Raw genomic sequence first — 17,580 nt, 5'->3', positions numbered from 1 at the left:
TTTTTGTGAAAATACCTTACCTATCCCATAGGGATATAATATTGGTAGAGCATATCAGCAATCCATTTCTGACCCTGTAAGGGTCAAATTACTCCAAACAAAAAATGTGATGAACATTGCAATGTTGTCCCTACGGGACAATGCTCTATCAGATAATAAAAAGCTACCGATATTCTATCCCTCCGGGATAAAATCAATAGTCTTGTTTCCTGAATAGAGGTAATCCGTTATTTAAAAACGCCTACCTAAGGTTTTTTAAACTACCACCTATGAAATAACGAGGTGCTGCCTGCCAGACAGCGAGGTGGTACCTATTAAAATGAGAAGGTGATACCTAACAAAACAGGAGGTAGTACCTATTGAAAGGATTAGGAGGTACCTACGAAAAAGCGAGGTATAACCTAAGAAAAAACGAGGTGGTACCTTTAAAGGAGGGCAGGTGATACCTATAAAATTTGGAGGTAATACCTGATAAAACACGAGGTAGTTCCTTTTTGACAGGTAAGGTGGTATTTTAGAAAAGGTTAGGTGGACCTAAGAAAAGGCAAGGTAGCAACTAAGAAATTGTGAGGTGATACCTAATAAAAAGTAAGGTGATACCATACAGACTGGGTGGTAGCTGCCGAGCAATCATATCAATATAAATTTAATTGCCAAAAAGACTTAAACTCTAATATCTTCTGTCTTAGTGACATAAATCAATAATTAAAATCAAGTAAATATTTCCCTATTTATCAAAAAAAAGAGATATGTAAACACTAAACAGATATTGCTTCCTGACATATTTAACATTGGCACGAATTTAGATATGAAAATTATAAGATGACTATAATTGTTCTTTTATAAACATTTTATTTATTTAAACTTCTAACACAAATAATTTTAACCAAATTTAAAGCGTCATTATGCAAATACCACTTACTTCATTTATTGATTTTGTTTTAAAGTCAGGAAGTCCCAAAAAAACATGTGCAGACAAAATTAAAGTACAGTTATCTGAACCTTACGAACCTGCTAAAGATTATTATAAACGATTTAGGGAAGCTGTTCAAGAACTCCATTCAAAAGGTCACGACAAAAAAGAACTAGATAAACTTATTGGTAATTTACCTGATAAGAAAGTTATCAATTATGGCGCAATGGCAACTGGATATAAAAAGTTTATCGGTAAAAAAGACATTACATGGTTTAATCCGCCTAAAAAAGATTGGATTTATGGAGATCTTAGTATTCCAATTAATCCTGAAATAGGATTAGAATGGGGTGGTGATAAATATTTGATCAAGTTATATCTAAAATCAGAACAGCCGTCAAAAGATAGAATAGCCAGTGTTCTTGCTTTAATGAAGCATGCAATTCCTACAAAAAACCACATACATGCACTACTTGATGTAAGGAATAGTAAACTCTATTTATTTGAAGCATCAATGTTAAGTTTGATCCCTTTGGTAGAAGCGGAGGCACGTTCATTGGAGCATTTACTTTCCTAATAGAAATCACTAACGTAGAACCTGTGTTACACTATAACAGTAAAATACAACAACTTAAAAAGAACCTGAAGCTCATGCACCTACAACAAGCCTAGTTAGCGCAGACCTTTGGCTCGTGTCCTGCCATAAACTCCTGAAAGGCATGAGCAAAACAATCGATCGGCTTCCCTAACAAGCAGATCCAAAACAAAAAACGCTGAAGATAATCCCTTCAGCGTTTTTGTTTAATATTCTTGTTTTACCTTAATTTTTGTTTTTCTTCTTTTCTACAAAATCAAGTACATCTACAATATTGCCATGATCCAGGCCTTTACCGATAATCTTTTTATGTTCATCCAAAAGGTAGATTCTTGGGGTTACATACACATCGTATTTATCTTTATAACCGGTATTTCCATGTGCATCCACCACATTGGTCCATTCTTCAATTTTAAGTTCTTTCACTTTCTTCTGGATATCGGAAAGTTCGCCTTCCGTACTCACAGCATATACCTTAACGCCTCTTTTCTTTAAAATAAGATTGTAAACAGAATCCAGTTGCGGAATTTCTTTCATACAGTGCCCGCACTCTTTAGACCAGAAAACCACCAGGGTATATTTTGCTTCCATCTCGCCAAGCTTTTTGTCCTGCAATGTCCAGATATCCTGACAATTGAGTTCAGGCGCTAAATTTCCCAATACATTCGGGGCGATTTTTCTGGCGCGGTCTTCATATTTTGCAAGGGTTGCAGAATCCAGCCAATATACATCGCCTTTCATGTAATAATTTTCTACAAGGTGTACAAAGGCTTCGTCCATACCCATCACCTTGCTGTTATCTGTGTTTCCTGCCAGCCATTGCAATGTATATTTAAATATCTCTTTTGCATTGCGGGTTTTGGCTAAAATTTTATCTGCCTCATAGTTTATGGAATCCGGCGTAGGATATACCAGCCTGTTGAAATATTCATCCAGTTTGGCATCATAAATAGGTGAATTCATGATACGGTTATCCGTGAAATCAAACTTATCCCAATAATGCGCTTTGTAATATTTATAAGCCCAGGTAGAATCAACGGTTTTGCCATCTTCAAGGTAATGCTTTCCTTCAGGCACTACTGGCAGTATCATTGCATTGAAAACTTTGCTCAGATAGGTGTTCGGATATTTTTTGGCATAATCGGTCCTGTAGGCGGTCAATTCTTTTGCAAGCTTGCCGGATTTATCGCGGACGGCCTGCGTATCTGCGGCATTTTTAGCATGTTTCAGCTCTTCAACAAATGCCTGCTGTTTTGCGCCGTATTGCATCAGGTATCTTTCATAATCCACATAGCGGGTATTCTCCTCGCTGGTTTTGAAACTGATGTTTTTCGGCATATCGGTTGTGTCGATATTGATGGTATAATTATCGCCGTTATTCAGAATGAATTCCGTGAACTTGGATTTGTTGTTGAACAAAATCATATATACGCCGCCAAGCACGCTGTCTTTTGACTCAATAATCAGGCTCCTTTTGTTGACCACCAAACCCGAATCTGTTTTGTAGATGGTAGGTAAAGGTTTTGCATAATAGTGGGCCAGATAAACAAATGTATCTGAAACGTCCTGCTTGAATTTTACTTCGATTCTGTAGCCGTTCTTGCCGAAAGAAGCAAGGCTCAATGCTGTACAAAATGCGCCTAATAATAATTTCTTCATTGGTTTTTTATAAGATTGCAAAAGTATATAATTGGTTAAAGCTTTATTCAGCCGGTTCTCTAAATCTTTTTCTTTTCAGACATTTCAATTACGGTGTTTATATTGCTATGGTCCAAACCCTTGCCGATGATTTTTTTATTTTCATCGAGCAAATAGATTTTAGGGGTCGAATAAGCATCATATTTTTCTTTGAATCCGGTATTGTTATTGACGTCCGCAACATTGGTCCAATCTTCTATTTTATTGTCTTTTATAAATTGCTGCACCTTATCCAGTTCGCCACCGCTTGCTACGGAATAAACTTTCACTCCTTTATTTTTCAATATGGCGTTGTAAACCGAATCCAGTTTAGGTACTTCTTTTTTACAAACAGGGCAATCATAATCCCAGATTACGACCACGGTATATTTTGCTTTAAGTTCCGAAAGCGGTTTGTCGCCCAGGGTAAACACGTCCTGCATCATCAATTCCGGCGCAGTGTTGCCCAATACGGTAGGCGACATTTTACGTGCGCGGTCTTCGTACCAATCCAAATCTTTTTTTGAAAGCCAGTACGCATCTCCCTTCATGTAATAATGTTCCACAAGATATACAAACACTTCATCCATTCCCATTATCTTGCTTTGCAGGGCATTAGCCGTAAGCGTGCGTAAGGTATAGCGAAATAATTCTTTTGAGTTCCTGGTGGCTTTTAAAATTTTATCTGCCTCGGCATTAATGGTATCCGGAATCTGATAAATCCATTTGCTGAAATAATCATTCAGCTTTGCATCATAAACCGGTGTATTAATAAGGCGGTCATCCTTAAAATCGAAGTTGTCCCAGTAATGCGCTTTGTAATAAGTATAATCGAAAAGAGAATCTATTGTTTTGCCATCTTCAAGATAATGCGGCCCTTTAGGTACTTCGGGCGATTGAAGGCTTACAAATACTTTTGAAAGGAAAGTGTTTGGATATTGTTTTATATATTTTTCCCGCTGTTCCAGTTGTCGTGCTGTCAATTGCTGAAAAGCAGTGGTAACAGCAGCTGTATCATCATGCGTTTTTGCCATTGCCAACTTAGCCAGTAACATCCGGTTGGTGGTTCCCATTTCTTCCGATTCGGCATTATAAGCCTGATAACGGTTGTTCTCTGCGCTATTTTTAAATACGGCCGTTGATGAACCGTTCTTGCCGGGTTTAAAATCAATGGAAAAATCGTCTCCGTTATCTAATACAAATTCTACAATTTTGCTGCGATGGTTATAAACAATCAGGTAAATGCCGCCAAGAACAGCATCTTTTTTCTGGAATACAACTGTTTTATTTGGAGAGACTTTTGCAGAATCGACCGTGAAAATGGTAGGAAGGTTTTTACCGTAGAAATGAGCCAGATATACTACAGAGTCGTTGATGTCCTTCGGAAAGTTTACCTCAACCTTGTATCCGGATTTGCCGAAAGAAAAAAACGAAGACAATAACAATAATGCAATCAATGCGGTATTTTTCATTCGAAGTATGTAAAATTGTTAAATTGCTTAATGGTTTTATTACTTATTGTTTACTTGTTGAGCAGTTCTTCCCTTGAAACAATTTAGTAATTAAACCACTCGATTATATTTTCTAAAGTCGGATTAAAAATTGTTACGTTGTGTTCAAAGCTAAAAAACGAATGAATGCAACATTAAAAATCGGGCTACCTTTGCAAGAGATTAACAAGCATATTTAACATTGGCAAGGAAAAACAAAAAGACAGTAGTAAGCGCAATAAGGTTGGAACGCTATGCCGCAGAAGGCAAGTCTATAGCACATTTGGAAGATGGCAAAACTTTATTTGTAGAAGGAGCGGTTCCCGGTGATGTGGTCGAGGTGATGATCATGAAGAACAAAAAGAGCTATGCAGAGGGAAGGGCCATGAAGATTGTAACGCCATCGGAAGACAGGGTTATTCCTTTTTGTAATCATTTTGGGGTTTGCGGCGGCTGTAAATGGCAAATGTTACCTTATGATAAACAACTGGAATATAAGCAGATTCAGGTAACGGACCAATTGACAAGAATAGGACATGTGGCATTGCCTCCTATTGAAACGATTGTGGGAAGCGACCTGCAAAGGGAATACCGCAACAAGCTGGAATTTACATTCAGCGAATTAAGTTATCTGACACGGGAAGAAATTGAAGCCGCGGGCGATGGCGAAATCAAACGTAAACCTGCTTTGGGTTTTCACGCGCCCGGTATGTTTGATAAGGTGGTAGATATTCAGACCTGCTATCTGCAGGCCGAGCCTACCAATAAAATAAAAAACCTGTTACGTAAAATAGCATTGGAAAATAACCTTCCTTTTTATGACCACAGAAAGCAGGAAGGATGGCTACGCAATGTGATAATACGTGTAGCGACCAGCGGTGAGGTTATGGTGAACCTGATTGTGAAGGAAGACAGGCCGGAGCTAAAAATGATGCTGGATATTCTTTTGAAGGAAGTACCTGAAATTACTTCTTTGCATTACACCATCAATCCGAAAATGAATGATACCATTTATGATTTGAAGGTTGTAACTTATCATGGCAAGGGCTATATAGAAGAATATCTGGAAGATTTCCGTTTTAAGATTTCCCCTAAGTCGTTTTTCCAGACCAATACCAAGCAGGGCGAAAAATTATATCAGATTACCCGCGACTTTGCAGGACTGACAGGCAAGGAAGTGGTGTACGATTTATATTGCGGTACAGGAAGCATCGGTATATTTTTATCAAAAGGCGCAAAGAAAATTATCGGTATTGAGGCTGTGCCGGATGCTATTGAAGATGCAAAATTAAATGCATCCTGGAATGGCCTGGAGCATTGTCAATTCTATGCGGGCGATGTTTCTGATATTGCAACGGATGCATTTTTCGAGGAACACGGAAGACCTGATGTTATCATTACAGATCCGCCGCGTGCAGGTATGCATGAGAAGCTGATACAAACATTATTGCGTATAAAAGCGCCCAGAGTTGTGTATGTAAGCTGCAATCCGGCGACGCAGGCGCGGGATTTGGCATTGTTGGACGAGATGTATAAGGTTGTAAGGTTACAGCCGGTAGATATGTTCCCGCATACACATCATATTGAAAATGTGGCTTTGCTGGAATTGAAGTAGGGTCTTTTTATAATTCGCCGGTAATACATTTGACAACTTTTTAAAAGTTATCAAATGTTATTAATAGCATCAACAGGATTAATAGCATCGTTTCCTTTTAAAAAGTTGTCAAATGTAAATAGCTGCTTTATCATGATTACAAGCAGCGTTTCCTGAATTTTATCCTTTTGAATTTTAAAATATTGTTTTTTGAACACCAAATTCGGTAACTGGTTTTTATTCATACTGCTGTCCTTTATCTGGGGCAGTAGTTTTATTTTGATGAAACTGGGCTTGGAGCATTTGTCTTCTTACCACGTTGCTTCCATCCGGATTTTAGTGGCGGGCCTTACATTATTGCCCTTTGCATTCAGGCATTTTAAAGATATTCCGAAGCAGAAATTCGGTGTTGTTTTCCTTTCCGGCTTGTTTGGCAATTTGATTCCTGCCTATTTGTTTTGTAAGGCCGAAATGGGTGTCAGCAGCGCATTAGCGGGCATGTTAAATTCCCTGACGCCGATATTCACCTTGATTCTGGGTGTAGCTTTTTTTCAGCAAAAAACCAGTCGCATGCAGCAACTGGGCATTGGAATTGCATTTTTAGGAAGCCTGCTTTTATTGCTTAGCCGGGGCGGGGTAGAAGGGCAGCAAAATCTGATTGACATTTCACTGATAATTATTGCAACTGTTTTTTATGGTATCAATGTAAACATGGTAGGCCGTTATCTGAAAGGCATAAATATTTATGGCGTTGCCTCGGTTTCATTATTGTGCAGTGGCTTTATAGCCTTGCTGGTACTTATTTTCACCGGCTTTTTTTCATTGCAGTTCAATGACAGCGGTTTCCTGAAAGCGGCAGGTTATACTTCTTTGCTTGGGTTTGTTTGTACAGGTATCGCTACGGTCGGATATTATCAGCTGATTAAAAATGCGGGTGTAATATTTGCTGCTATGGTGACTTACTGCATACCGGTAATGGCTATCGTATGGGGATTGTTTTACCATGAAGACATTACCAAACCTGAAATAGGAAGTTTATTTGTAATTCTTCTGGGCGTTTATATAACCAATGCAGAGAAAATACGAAATAATTACAGGGAGCGGAAAATCCGCAAAACCTTATAGCTCTTATTCTTTCAAATTTATACTGATGGGCAAAGTGTAATCGCAATCGACAATTGTGCCGTTTGCCTTGCCCGGCTTCCATGCAGGCATGTCCTGAATCAGCTTAATAACTGCAGCTTCCAATCCTGCATTATTACAGCCTCTGATAATTTTAACCTGCCCGGTGCTCCCTGATTTATTAACGACAAATCTTGCGACTATTCTGCCACATAAATCCTCATTGCTGCTTTCCGGATATTTTAAATTAGTTGAAATATATTTAAGGAGCGCTGTAGGGCCGCCGGGAAATTCAGGCATCTCTTCTGCGATTTTGCATTGAAAGGGTGGTTCTTGCTTCTGTGCAGATGCAATTTGGAAGAGGAACAGGAAGGACAAACAAAGAACAGTGTTTTGCCTGAAGCATTTTGAGATGATGGCTTTCATTGGGAAAAGACAAGTCATTTCATATATTCCATAAAAAAATTGCCGGCGAAAGCCGGCAATTTTTAAAAATCCATTTATCTGGTTTTAAAATAAATAGGCAGGGTATAATACATATCTACCGCCTGGCCATTCATCATACCCGGTTTCCATTTAGGCATTGCCAGCACCACTCTTCTCGCTTCTGCTCCGCAGCCCCCCGCCAGATTATGCATGATGTCAACATCGCTGATAGAGCCGTCCTTATTTACTATAAATTGAAGGACTACTTTTCCCTGAATATTATTCTTCTTTGCAGAATCAGGATAATGAATGCTTTTTGCCAGGTAAGTGCGCATTTCACTCATTCCGCCGGGAAATTCTGCTGTCTGGTCCACCATTGTAAAAATTTTCTTCTCGCCTTTTCTACTTTGTGCCGTTACATGTATATTACTTTGAAATAATATAAATGCAGCTAACATCAGCGCAGAAAATGTTATCTGTACGTTTTTGCCTGATGTCTTGTTTGGTGATAACATCATAATTATGCGTTTTAAAAAGATGATAGAAATTGCTCCAAAAAAATCTGTGACTTTGATTGGCTTAAAAGTATGCTAAAATAGTACTTAAATACAAAAATAAAGAATATTATACCATCCGATGCCACACTAATATTCAAATTTTAAAATGCAGTCAATCATCCCGAACAAAAAATGCACTAATTCTTATTTACTTTTGCAGCATGACCAACCTACCTTCTCTGGAAGTCTGCCTTTCGCCGGCATTGCTTCATTTATATGATACTAAAGATACAGTTGTTGTAATTATTGATGTTTTTCGTGCAACCTCCACCATTGCAGCTGCTTTGGATAATGGGGCCAGATGTGTTGTTCCCGTTGCTTCGGTAGAAGAATGCATTTCGCTGAAAGATAAGCTGGACAATTGCATTACCGCAGGAGAAAGAGACGGGAAAGTAGCGCCGGGACTGCAATATGGTAATTCTCCGCTTGAATATCCAACCTCTTTTATTCAGCATAAGACATTGGCGCTTACCACAACAAACGGCACCAAATTATTGCACATGGTAAGCGATGCGGATTCTATCATCACGGGGTCGTTTTTAAATATGGATGCGGTTTGTGCTTATTTAATCAGGCAAAATAAAAAAGTGCTGCTGGCCTGCTCCGCCTGGAAAGACCGTGTCAATATTGAAGACAGCCTTTTTGCGGGTGCCGTTGCCGAAAAGATAAAAGAACATTTTACAATGGAGTGCGACAGCGCGAGAATGGCAAGGGAACTGTACCTGCAATCTCAGCAATATCCTTCAATACTGGAATTTGTAAAGGACAGCAATCATTACAGAAGATTATCGGGGTTTGGTTTGCAAAAAGATCTGCAATACTGCACCACGCCCAATTTACATCCGGTTGTTCCTATCTACAACGGAAAAGAGCTGGTGGTCGCTTCGTAAATTATTGCATGGTTTTATTATTGAAATTGCTGAGCTGTTTTTAAAATTGAAATGCAATACGCTATCTTTATTTTCAATTTTACTTTTGAATCTTAAATCAAAAAAATGAGAATCATTTCATATAATGTCAACGGGCTGAGAAGCGCCATTACAAAGGGTTTTATTGATTGGCTGGCTACAAATCCCACTGATGTAATTTGTTTGCAGGAAATTAAGGCACATAAGGAGAATGTGGATTTTGCTGCTATTGAAGCATTGGGCTTTCATACTTTTTGGTTTCCGGCTCAGAAGAAGGGCTATAGCGGCGTTGCTATTTTTTCAAAAACAGAGCCGAATTTTGTGCAATACGGTAATGGTATTATGCAAAGCGATGCGGAAGGGCGTGTTATCAGAGCCGATTTCGGGGATGTTACTTTAATAAATGCATACTTTCCAAGCGGCTCCAGTGGCGACGAAAGGCAAACCTACAAGTATCAATGGCTGGCGGAATTTTATGAATACATTGATGCATTGAAAAAAGAAAGACCTAATCTTATCATTACAGGTGACTATAATATCTGTCATAAGCCAATAGATATTCATAACCCTATCAGCAATAAAGACAGCAGCGGTTTTCTGCCCGAAGAACGTGCCTGGATGGACAAATGGTTTAATAGTGAATTCGTAGATACGTTCCGGCATTTCAATGCAGAGCCGCATCATTATAGCTGGTGGAGTTTCAGGGCAAATTCAAGAGCCAATAATAAAGGTTGGCGCATTGACTATATAACGGTCAGTAAATCGCTTGAATCAAAGTTAAAAGGAGCTGCTATTTACCCTGATGTAAAACATTCGGACCACTGCCCGGTATTTGCGGAACTGGATCTATAATATTGATAAAGAAAAAGCTTTGATAAACAGAAATAAAAATGCCACGTCTTTTGACGTGGCATTTTTATAGTCAGGAAAACCTTAGCTTAAATGCTGTTGGATTTTCTTTTCGAATGCTGATTTAGGAGCGGCGCCTACCTGCTTATCCACAACTTGTCCGTTCTTGATGAACAACACGCAAGGAATGCTTGTAACACCATAATTAACTGATAAAGTCGGATTTTCATCCACGTTTACTTTTCCTACATTCACTTTACCTTCATATTCTTTTGAAAGCGCATCGATGGTTGGTCCTAAAGCGATACAAGGTCCGCACCAAGGTGCCCAAAAGTCAACTACAGATAAATTATCAGACTGCAACACTTCGTTATCGAAGTTAGCATCGGTGAATACTGCTGCCATTTTATTTTTGTTTAATTATTTACAAAGAAAGAACAAAGGTAACACCAAAATCATATTGCAACAATAGGCTGATTGAATACTTATATAATCAGGGATTATTATTTTTTAATAAGTTTGCTACGGTTTAATCAAAACAGCGTGGCACAGAAATTTAAAGATTATTACGACATATTAGGCATCCCTTTTTCGGCATCTGAGGCCGAAATCAAACTTGCTTATCGGAAAATGGCCCGTTTATTGCATCCGGATATGCATCCCGAAGATGCAGAAAGCTATACGGCCAAATTCCAGGAAATAACGGAGGCTTACGAAGCGTTGTCGGACAATTATAAAAAAGAAATCTATGATCAGCAATACAGGTTCAATGTTTTAGGGGAAAGGCCGGAATTGGAAGCGTATTATTATGAACCACAGTATGAATATCAGGCATATCAACCTCCTGTTGAATCCAAAAGGAAAACCTATGCTTCTTATGCTACTATTTTATTGATGGTATTTTATTTCATCAGGATGGTTTCCGGCTCCATTTCGGCAGCAACAGATACAAAACATGATTATAACCTTCCTATATCCACCGGAGTACAACAAAATGCCTTTTTTACGCCAAAGGACACTTTAAATTCCGGCACAACGAATACAAATGAAATTAAAAGACCATGGTGAGCATTTGTTATTAGGAATATATAGATTTATTGTATAGCTTTACCATCCAAATCTAAACAATCATAGGTATGATAACTAAAAATACAATTCGCAAAAGGAATGCTTATTTATTGTTGGTAATGTGTATTCTTTGCTTTGTTTCAGGTATTGCTATTATGACCATCGGCGCATTGCAGCACTCCAATCCGCAATTCAGTTTTGCCGGAATATTTAAATTAGAATCTTATAAGAATTTAGTATTTAGCCTGATTCCGGGAATTAATTAGAATTTTTTATCAAAAAATAAAAAGAAAAGAACCGCTGTAATAAATACTAGCGGTTCTTTTCTTTTTTAATAGCTTGAATGAGAATCTGAAAAGGGTAAAATATAATATTGCCCCAAATTTCGTTCATTAACTCACCTCCACCTTATAGGCAATATCTGCAGTCTGTAAATATTCTATCAGATCATCATTTACTAAAACCTTGCCGCTGCTGGATCTTAGCGCTGCCCTGTATTCAGATTCTTCATCGGTTACAATGATACTCAGATCGCAGCCACCGGGATTTTGCAGAAAATTGGTTTGCAGAAAATCCACAAGATCTTTATCCAGTTTTTGTAATGGCAAAGCCATAGACAACCGTTTTGTAAACTTCGATTTTACATCGCTCAATAGCATTACACCTTGTATCCTGAATTCCAATTGACCCGGACGGAAACGGCTTTCGTCGTACGTTCCGGTAATCATCAGTTTTTGTGATTCTTCCAGATAGTTGCCATATTGAACATAGTTTTCTTTCCAGAAATTCAATTCCAGGTTACCGCTGTAATCATTCAATACCATTCTTCCGTACTTATCACCTTTCTTTGAAATGCCATGATAAGGATTGCTTACAAAACCTGCAACTCTTATCTGGCGGCCTCTGAAGTTATCCAATTCATTTATGGGAATAATATTATAATGCTGTATTTCAAACCTGAAGCCATCTAACGGGTGGCCGCTTAAATAAATGCCGATGGCATCTTTCTCTTTTTCCAGCAAATCATGTAAGGTCCATTTTTCACATGCAGGCAAATCAGGCGGTTTGATATCCGGCATTTCTGCATCGCCGAACAAACTATTTACGGTCATGGATTGTGCTGCCTGAAACTGGCTGCCAAAGCGGATGATGCGTTCAATGCCTGTAACCGGATCCATAGTAGGTGCATGAAAATACTGCGCCCTGTGATGTTCGGTAAAACAATCGAAACCACCAGCGTGCACGAGGCTTTCCAATGACTTCTTATTAACCGTGCGTTGGTTCACACGGGTTATCATATCAAAAATAGATTTGAAAACGCCATTCGCTTCACGCTCTGCAATGAGGTCCTCAACAGCAGCTTCTCCCACACCTTTAATGGCGCCTAACCCGAAACGGACAATACCGTCTCTGTTTACCGAAAACCCTTTCAGCGATTCATTAATATCAGGTCCCAACACCTTAATACCCATCCGCTGGCACTCTTCCATAAAGAAAGTTATCTTCTCAATGCTATTGGCATTATTCATCACCGCCGCCATATATTCCGGCGGAAAATGTGCTTTCAGATAAGCTGTCTGATAAGCTACAAATGCATAACAGGTAGAGTGCGACTTGTTAAAAGCGTATTGGGCAAATGCTTCCCAGTCGGTCCATATTTTTTCGAGCTTATCGGCAGGATGGCCTTTTGCCTTCGCTCCTTCCATAAACTGTACTTTCATTTTATCCAGTACAGCCTTTTGCTTTTTACCCATTGCCTTACGCAATACGTCGGCGTCGCCTTTACTAAAGCCACCTATAGATTGCGACAAAAGCATTACCTGTTCCTGGTACACGGTAATACCATAAGTATCAGACAAATATTCTTCTAACTCGGGAATATCATAAGTAATGGCTTCTTCACCATGCTTACGCTTAATAAAGTTGGGGATATAAGCAATAGGACCCGGACGATACAAAGCATTCATGGCGATGAGATCGGCAAACTTATCGGGTTTTAAATCACGTAAGTGCTTTTGCATTCCCGGGCTCTCAAACTGGAAAGTAGCATTGGTATCGCCGCGCTGATATAACTCATAGGTTTCTCTGTCATCCAGCGGCACATCGTCAATGCTTATGTCGATACCGTGATTTCTTTTGATTAAAGCTAAGGCATCTTTAATAATGGTAAGGGTTTTTAAACCCAGAAAGTCCATTTTAATAACGCCTGCATTTTCAATGACGTTTCCCTCAAATTGCGTAACAAGCAGGTTAATATCTTTCACCGTACTTACCGGAATCAGATCCGACAAGTCTTTTGGCGCAATAATGATACCTGCGGCATGGATACCCGTATTACGAACCGATCCTTCCAGTTTCTCTGCATCCCTGATTACATTTCCCTGAATACCTGTTTCTTCCAGTATTTCGCGCAGCCTTCTTACGTTTATTAAGTCCTCTTCCTGTAATCCTTCTTTATCTTTCAGGCTTTTTTCGCTGTCAGTACTGGTTTCAATAGGCGCACGTAAAATTCTTTTTAAAGAAATGCCCGGCTTATCGGGTACTAACTTTGCCAATATATTTGCATCCTGCAACGGCAAATCCAATACACGCGCCACGTCCTTGATACTTGACTTTGCCGCCATCGTACCATAAGTCACAATATGCGCTACCTGGTTCTTGCCATATTTATCTACCACATAGTCGATTACTTTCTGACGGCCAACATCGTCAAAATCCGTATCGATATCGGGCATAGATTTACGGTCCGGATTCAGGAAACGCTCAAACAGTAAATTGTATTTAATAGGGTCGATATTTGTAATACCGGTACAATAAGCCACCACAGAGCCTGCGGCAGAACCACGGCCCGGCCCGATAAAAACGCCTAAATCTCTTCCTGCTTTAATAAAATCAGATACAATCAGGAAGTAACCCGCAAAACCCATCGTACGGATGGTGAACAATTCAAAGTTCAACCGTTCTTCTACTTCGGGTGTGATTTCCTTGTAACGCTCTTTAGCACCCATCCATGTAAGATGTTCCAGATAAGCATCCTGATTATCGTTGAATTCAGGCGGCACTTTAAAGTGGGGCAGCAGAATATCGCGCTCCAGCTTTAAAGGCTTTATCTTATCCACAATCATTTGCGTATTGTCAACGGCATATTGAACGTCGTTGAACAAATGCGTCATTTCATCCTTTGTCTTGAAATAAAACTGGTCATTGTAAAAAGCAAAACGAGTGTTTTTGTTTTTTACTTCATCATCGTCCGAAAATTCTTTATTGGTTGGCGTGCTTTGTTTTTCGCCGGTATTGATGCAAAGCAGGATATCATGTGCATTGGCATCCTCTTTTTCTACATAATGCGAATCGTTGGATGCAATTACAGGCACATTAAACTTCTTCGCAAACTTCAGTAATACCTCGTTCACTTTTAGCTGTTCCGGAATCTCATGACGCTGTAACTCCACATAATAATCATCGCCGAATAAATCGAGCCACCATTTGAATTCTTTTTCTGCTTCTTCTTCTGTTTTTTTCAATATGGCCTGCGGCACCGATGCACCGATACAACACGTAGTAGCAATCAGCCCTTCATGATATTTTAAAACCAATTCTTTATCTACACGCGGATATTTACCGTACAGACCTTCCATAAAGCCAAGAGAGCAAAGCTTTACAAGGTTTTGATAACCTATTTCATTTTTAGCCAGAAACAGTTGATGGTATCTCTTGTCTTTCCCTTCTTCTCTTGTAAACTGGCGTTTATGCCTGTTTTCTACCAAATAAACTTCGCATCCTACAATGGGTTTTACAACCGGTTCTTTTATCTCTTTTCCATCAGGCGTAGTTCCTACAACTTTTGTATTCTTCCATGCCTGCGATACAAATTCAAAAGCGCCGAACATATTGCCGTGGTCTGTTATTGCCACTGCGGGCATGCCGTCTTTTTCCGCTTTTTTAAATAACCGCCCTATAGAGGATGCGCCATCCAATAATGAAAACTGTGTATGATTATGTAAGTGAGAAAACTGCATTTCTTTTGATATGATAATTTGATGATGCGCCGGTTTGATAATGATTTCTTAAAAATCAAAACCAATTAAAAGGAGCCCGGCCATCAAAATTTTAGAAGCTACAAAGTAACGAAAAAGCAGCGGTTTTCCGGAAGGAAAATAAGAAGCATTGTTCCCGATTATCCGTCTTGCTTATTTTTCCTGAAGGAATACAAGAAAAAATTTTTCCTGAAAAATAATAACGGCATTTAACAGTAAATGTAAAAATTAACATGTTGTATTTTGCTACATTCTGATGTATTTTATGCTGTAGCGCCTATACTTTGCCCTTTCCTCCTTGTCTTTCAGTATATTAGCCAAACTTAAAGCCAACAGAAATGAAAAGGATAATTGAACTTTCGATTCTAATTTTATTGTTAAATTTTAACACTTTTGCTCAAAACACCTGTAACGGTGTATGGGGGCAAAAATTAGTCAACCAAACCTTCGGTGCGGGAAATGCTACCTCTACCTGGTACGGGCCTTTAGCTACTTATGCTCCGGGCGCATCTACGTCAACTACATTTGTGGGTGCAGCGGGTCCGGCGGGAGGCACTTTGAGTGATGGATTTTCAGGGCTTGCCAAAGTTCCCTCTGCCAGCGGACAAGGCAACTGGGTTCCTACTACGGATCATACCGGCGATCCTTTCGGATTAATGATGTTGATTAATGCACCTTCAACTGCGGCAACGGTTTTCTTTGAATATACAATGGACAATCTGTGCCCGAATACGACACTTAAACTTTCTGTATGGATACTGAACGCAAATGATGCTTCTATTACTACAAACCCTACCTATCAGTATGCCAACATGACCTTGAATGCTATTGACGCAATCAGCAATGTTGTGCTGGGTTCTTCCCCGTCGGGAGATGTTCCGGCAGATGCAGCCTGGCATCAATATTTTGTGGTATTCAATAACGGGACAAGTACTTCCGTTAAATTACAATTGGTAAACAACTCTGTCGGTTCGGGTTTTGGAAACGACCTTGCCATTGATGATATTACTATTCAGCCATGTGTACCCGAATCACATATCTTGCCAAAGCTCGATACGGTTATTTGCCAGAATGCACAGCTGGGCTTTACGGCAAATGTTATAAACAGCCCTTATAACCCTGCTGAATATTTGTGGCAATACAGTACAGACGGCGGCCTTACCTGGCTTGATCAGGGAACGGCAGGTCCTGCTACAGGCTATGTGTTTGATCCTTCATCTTTGCCGATAGGCACCTATCTGATTCGTTATGTTACAGGCCCGCAGGGAACAACCGGTAATATTAACTGCGTTGCTGTAAGCGATACCTCTGTTGTTCAGATTCTTTCTGCACCCGAGGTTGTGCTGAACGAAACGGTATGTCTTGGAAATACTTATGATTTTTATGGCAGGCCGGTAGGCCTGACCGGCACTTACGATACTTTAATCTTCAGCGGGCCGGCGGATGTATGCGGCTCTCATATAACGCTTAACCTGATAGCCAAGCCATTACCTGATCCTTCTATTTCGGGAGTACCGCATATTGATCTTTGTTCGGGAGATACCATTACCGTAAAAGTATTAAATCCGGTAGCGGGCGCTGCTTATCAATGGATAAAAAACGGCACTGCGTTGCCGGGAGAAACAGGCGATAAATACCAGGCTTTTGATGGCGGCGATTATCATCTGGCGGGAAATCTGAATGGCTGCGTGGACACATCCTCCAGATTAAGAATTGATTTAAGGCCTGTACCTGCCGCCGTTATTATAAATGATAACCCCGTGCTTTGTTCTTACGATACCTTAAGCTTTAAAGCAGACCAATTAAGCGCAGACGGAATATACACATGGGAGCCGGCTAAGGCTTTCAGGGCTATTTCAGGAGAAGAGGGTACGGAAGTCAGGGGTGTTTTTGATAAGAACACGCCGGTAATGCTGACGGTTTACAGCAGCTACGGTTGTTCTTCAACCGACACTACGCTTGTAACGGTGAAGCCTTGCTGCGAAGTTTTTGTACCGAATGCATTCAGCCCGAACAGTGATGACCTGAACGACTATTTCACTCCGGCAATGGAACCGGGACAATTACTGACTTCATTCAAAGTCTTTGACCGTTATGGAAAAATGGTTTATGACAATGCCAATCCAAGAAAAGGATGGAACGGAAATTACCAAAACGGAGAGCCTGCAAATTCAGGTATCTATATGTACCGTGTTCAATATACCTGCAGCGACAATAAGCTGTATGAACGCAAAGGAGATATTACCTTAATAAGGTAGGCCAAAATCAACTGCTCAAATAAAACCCCCGCAGCTTAATGCTGCGGGGGTTTTATTGGTACATAGGTGCAACATTTTGAATTTTA

Annotated in this window: 14 protein-coding genes; 8 read left to right on the top strand and 6 right to left on the bottom strand. The window is 39.7% G+C overall.

Going from position 1 to position 17,580, the window contains the following annotated elements:
- Positions 1–905 precede the first annotated feature (905 nt).
- On the top strand, positions 906–1,490 hold the full coding sequence (locus F0919_RS14170) for a hypothetical protein (protein ID WP_150033425.1): 585 nt from the start codon (positions 906–908) through the stop codon (positions 1,488–1,490).
- A gap of 243 nt (positions 1,491–1,733) precedes the next feature.
- On the opposite strand, the gene F0919_RS14165 is transcribed toward F0919_RS14170, so the two are convergent.
- Together F0919_RS14165 and F0919_RS14160 are read right to left on the bottom strand one after the other, a co-directional pair.
- On the bottom strand, positions 1,734–3,167 hold the full coding sequence (locus F0919_RS14165; protein WP_150033424.1) for a redoxin domain-containing protein: 1,434 nt from the start codon (positions 3,165–3,167) through the stop codon (positions 1,734–1,736).
- Between the two features lie 59 nt (positions 3,168–3,226).
- Entirely contained in the window at positions 3,227–4,657 is a 1,431-nt protein-coding gene (locus F0919_RS14160) for a TlpA family protein disulfide reductase (protein ID WP_150033423.1), read from the bottom strand.
- 220 nt (positions 4,658–4,877) lie between these two features.
- Between F0919_RS14160 and rlmD the strand changes: the two genes are divergently transcribed.
- Entirely contained in the window at positions 4,878–6,290 is a 1,413-nt protein-coding gene (gene rlmD / locus F0919_RS14155) for a 23S rRNA (uracil(1939)-C(5))-methyltransferase RlmD (protein ID WP_150033422.1), read from the top strand.
- Between the two features lie 189 nt (positions 6,291–6,479).
- Positions 6,480–7,394 carry a DMT family transporter gene (locus F0919_RS14150; RefSeq protein WP_150033421.1) on the top strand — a complete coding sequence of 305 codons (915 nt, stop codon included), beginning with the start codon at positions 6,480–6,482 and terminating at the stop codon, positions 7,392–7,394.
- Between the two features lie 3 nt (positions 7,395–7,397).
- Here the strand turns inward: F0919_RS14150 and F0919_RS14145 are convergent, their stop codons facing one another.
- Together F0919_RS14145 and F0919_RS14140 are read right to left on the bottom strand one after the other, a co-directional pair.
- Positions 7,398–7,691 (bottom strand): energy transducer TonB, encoded by a 294-nt coding sequence (locus tag F0919_RS14145; protein ID WP_190277395.1) that lies wholly within the window; start codon positions 7,689–7,691, stop codon positions 7,398–7,400.
- Between the two features lie 200 nt (positions 7,692–7,891).
- Positions 7,892–8,335, bottom strand: coding sequence for an energy transducer TonB (locus F0919_RS14140; protein ID WP_150033419.1), 444 nt, complete (start codon positions 8,333–8,335; stop codon positions 7,892–7,894).
- Positions 8,336–8,535: 200 nt separating this feature from the next.
- Here F0919_RS14140 and F0919_RS14135 point away from each other — a divergent pair, with 200 nt between their 5' ends.
- Positions 8,536–9,264 carry a 2-phosphosulfolactate phosphatase gene (locus tag F0919_RS14135; protein WP_150033418.1) on the top strand — a complete coding sequence of 243 codons (729 nt, stop codon included), beginning with the start codon at positions 8,536–8,538 and terminating at the stop codon, positions 9,262–9,264.
- A 105-nt stretch (positions 9,265–9,369) separates the two neighbouring features.
- Entirely contained in the window at positions 9,370–10,134 is a 765-nt protein-coding gene (locus F0919_RS14130) for an exodeoxyribonuclease III (protein WP_150033417.1), read from the top strand.
- Positions 10,135–10,215: 81 nt separating this feature from the next.
- Here the strand turns inward: F0919_RS14130 and trxA are convergent, their stop codons facing one another.
- Complete coding sequence (gene trxA / locus F0919_RS14125; RefSeq protein WP_150033416.1) at positions 10,216–10,536, bottom strand: thioredoxin; 321 nt, start codon at positions 10,534–10,536, stop codon at positions 10,216–10,218.
- Positions 10,537–10,674: 138 nt separating this feature from the next.
- Here trxA and F0919_RS14120 point away from each other — a divergent pair, with 138 nt between their 5' ends.
- Both F0919_RS14120 and F0919_RS14115 read left to right on the top strand, forming a co-directional pair.
- Positions 10,675–11,199 (top strand): J domain-containing protein, encoded by a 525-nt coding sequence (locus tag F0919_RS14120; RefSeq protein WP_150033415.1) that lies wholly within the window; start codon positions 10,675–10,677, stop codon positions 11,197–11,199.
- A 68-nt stretch (positions 11,200–11,267) separates the two neighbouring features.
- A complete protein-coding gene (locus F0919_RS14115; RefSeq protein ID WP_150033414.1) occupies positions 11,268–11,465 on the top strand; it encodes a hypothetical protein in 198 nt (65 codons plus the stop codon).
- Positions 11,466–11,591: 126 nt separating this feature from the next.
- Here the strand turns inward: F0919_RS14115 and dnaE are convergent, their stop codons facing one another.
- Complete coding sequence (gene dnaE, locus F0919_RS14110; protein WP_150033413.1) at positions 11,592–15,218, bottom strand: DNA polymerase III subunit alpha; 3,627 nt, start codon at positions 15,216–15,218, stop codon at positions 11,592–11,594.
- 356 nt (positions 15,219–15,574) lie between these two features.
- On the opposite strand from dnaE, the gene F0919_RS14105 reads away from it, so the two are divergent.
- Entirely contained in the window at positions 15,575–17,494 is a 1,920-nt protein-coding gene (locus F0919_RS14105; RefSeq protein WP_150033412.1) for a T9SS type B sorting domain-containing protein, read from the top strand.
- The last annotated feature ends 86 nt before the right edge of the window (positions 17,495–17,580 follow it).

The organism is Taibaiella lutea (assembly GCF_008629695.1).
GTDB lineage: Bacteria > Bacteroidota > Bacteroidia > Chitinophagales > Chitinophagaceae > Taibaiella > Taibaiella lutea.
This window is presented reverse-complemented; position numbering and strand designations above follow the sequence as displayed.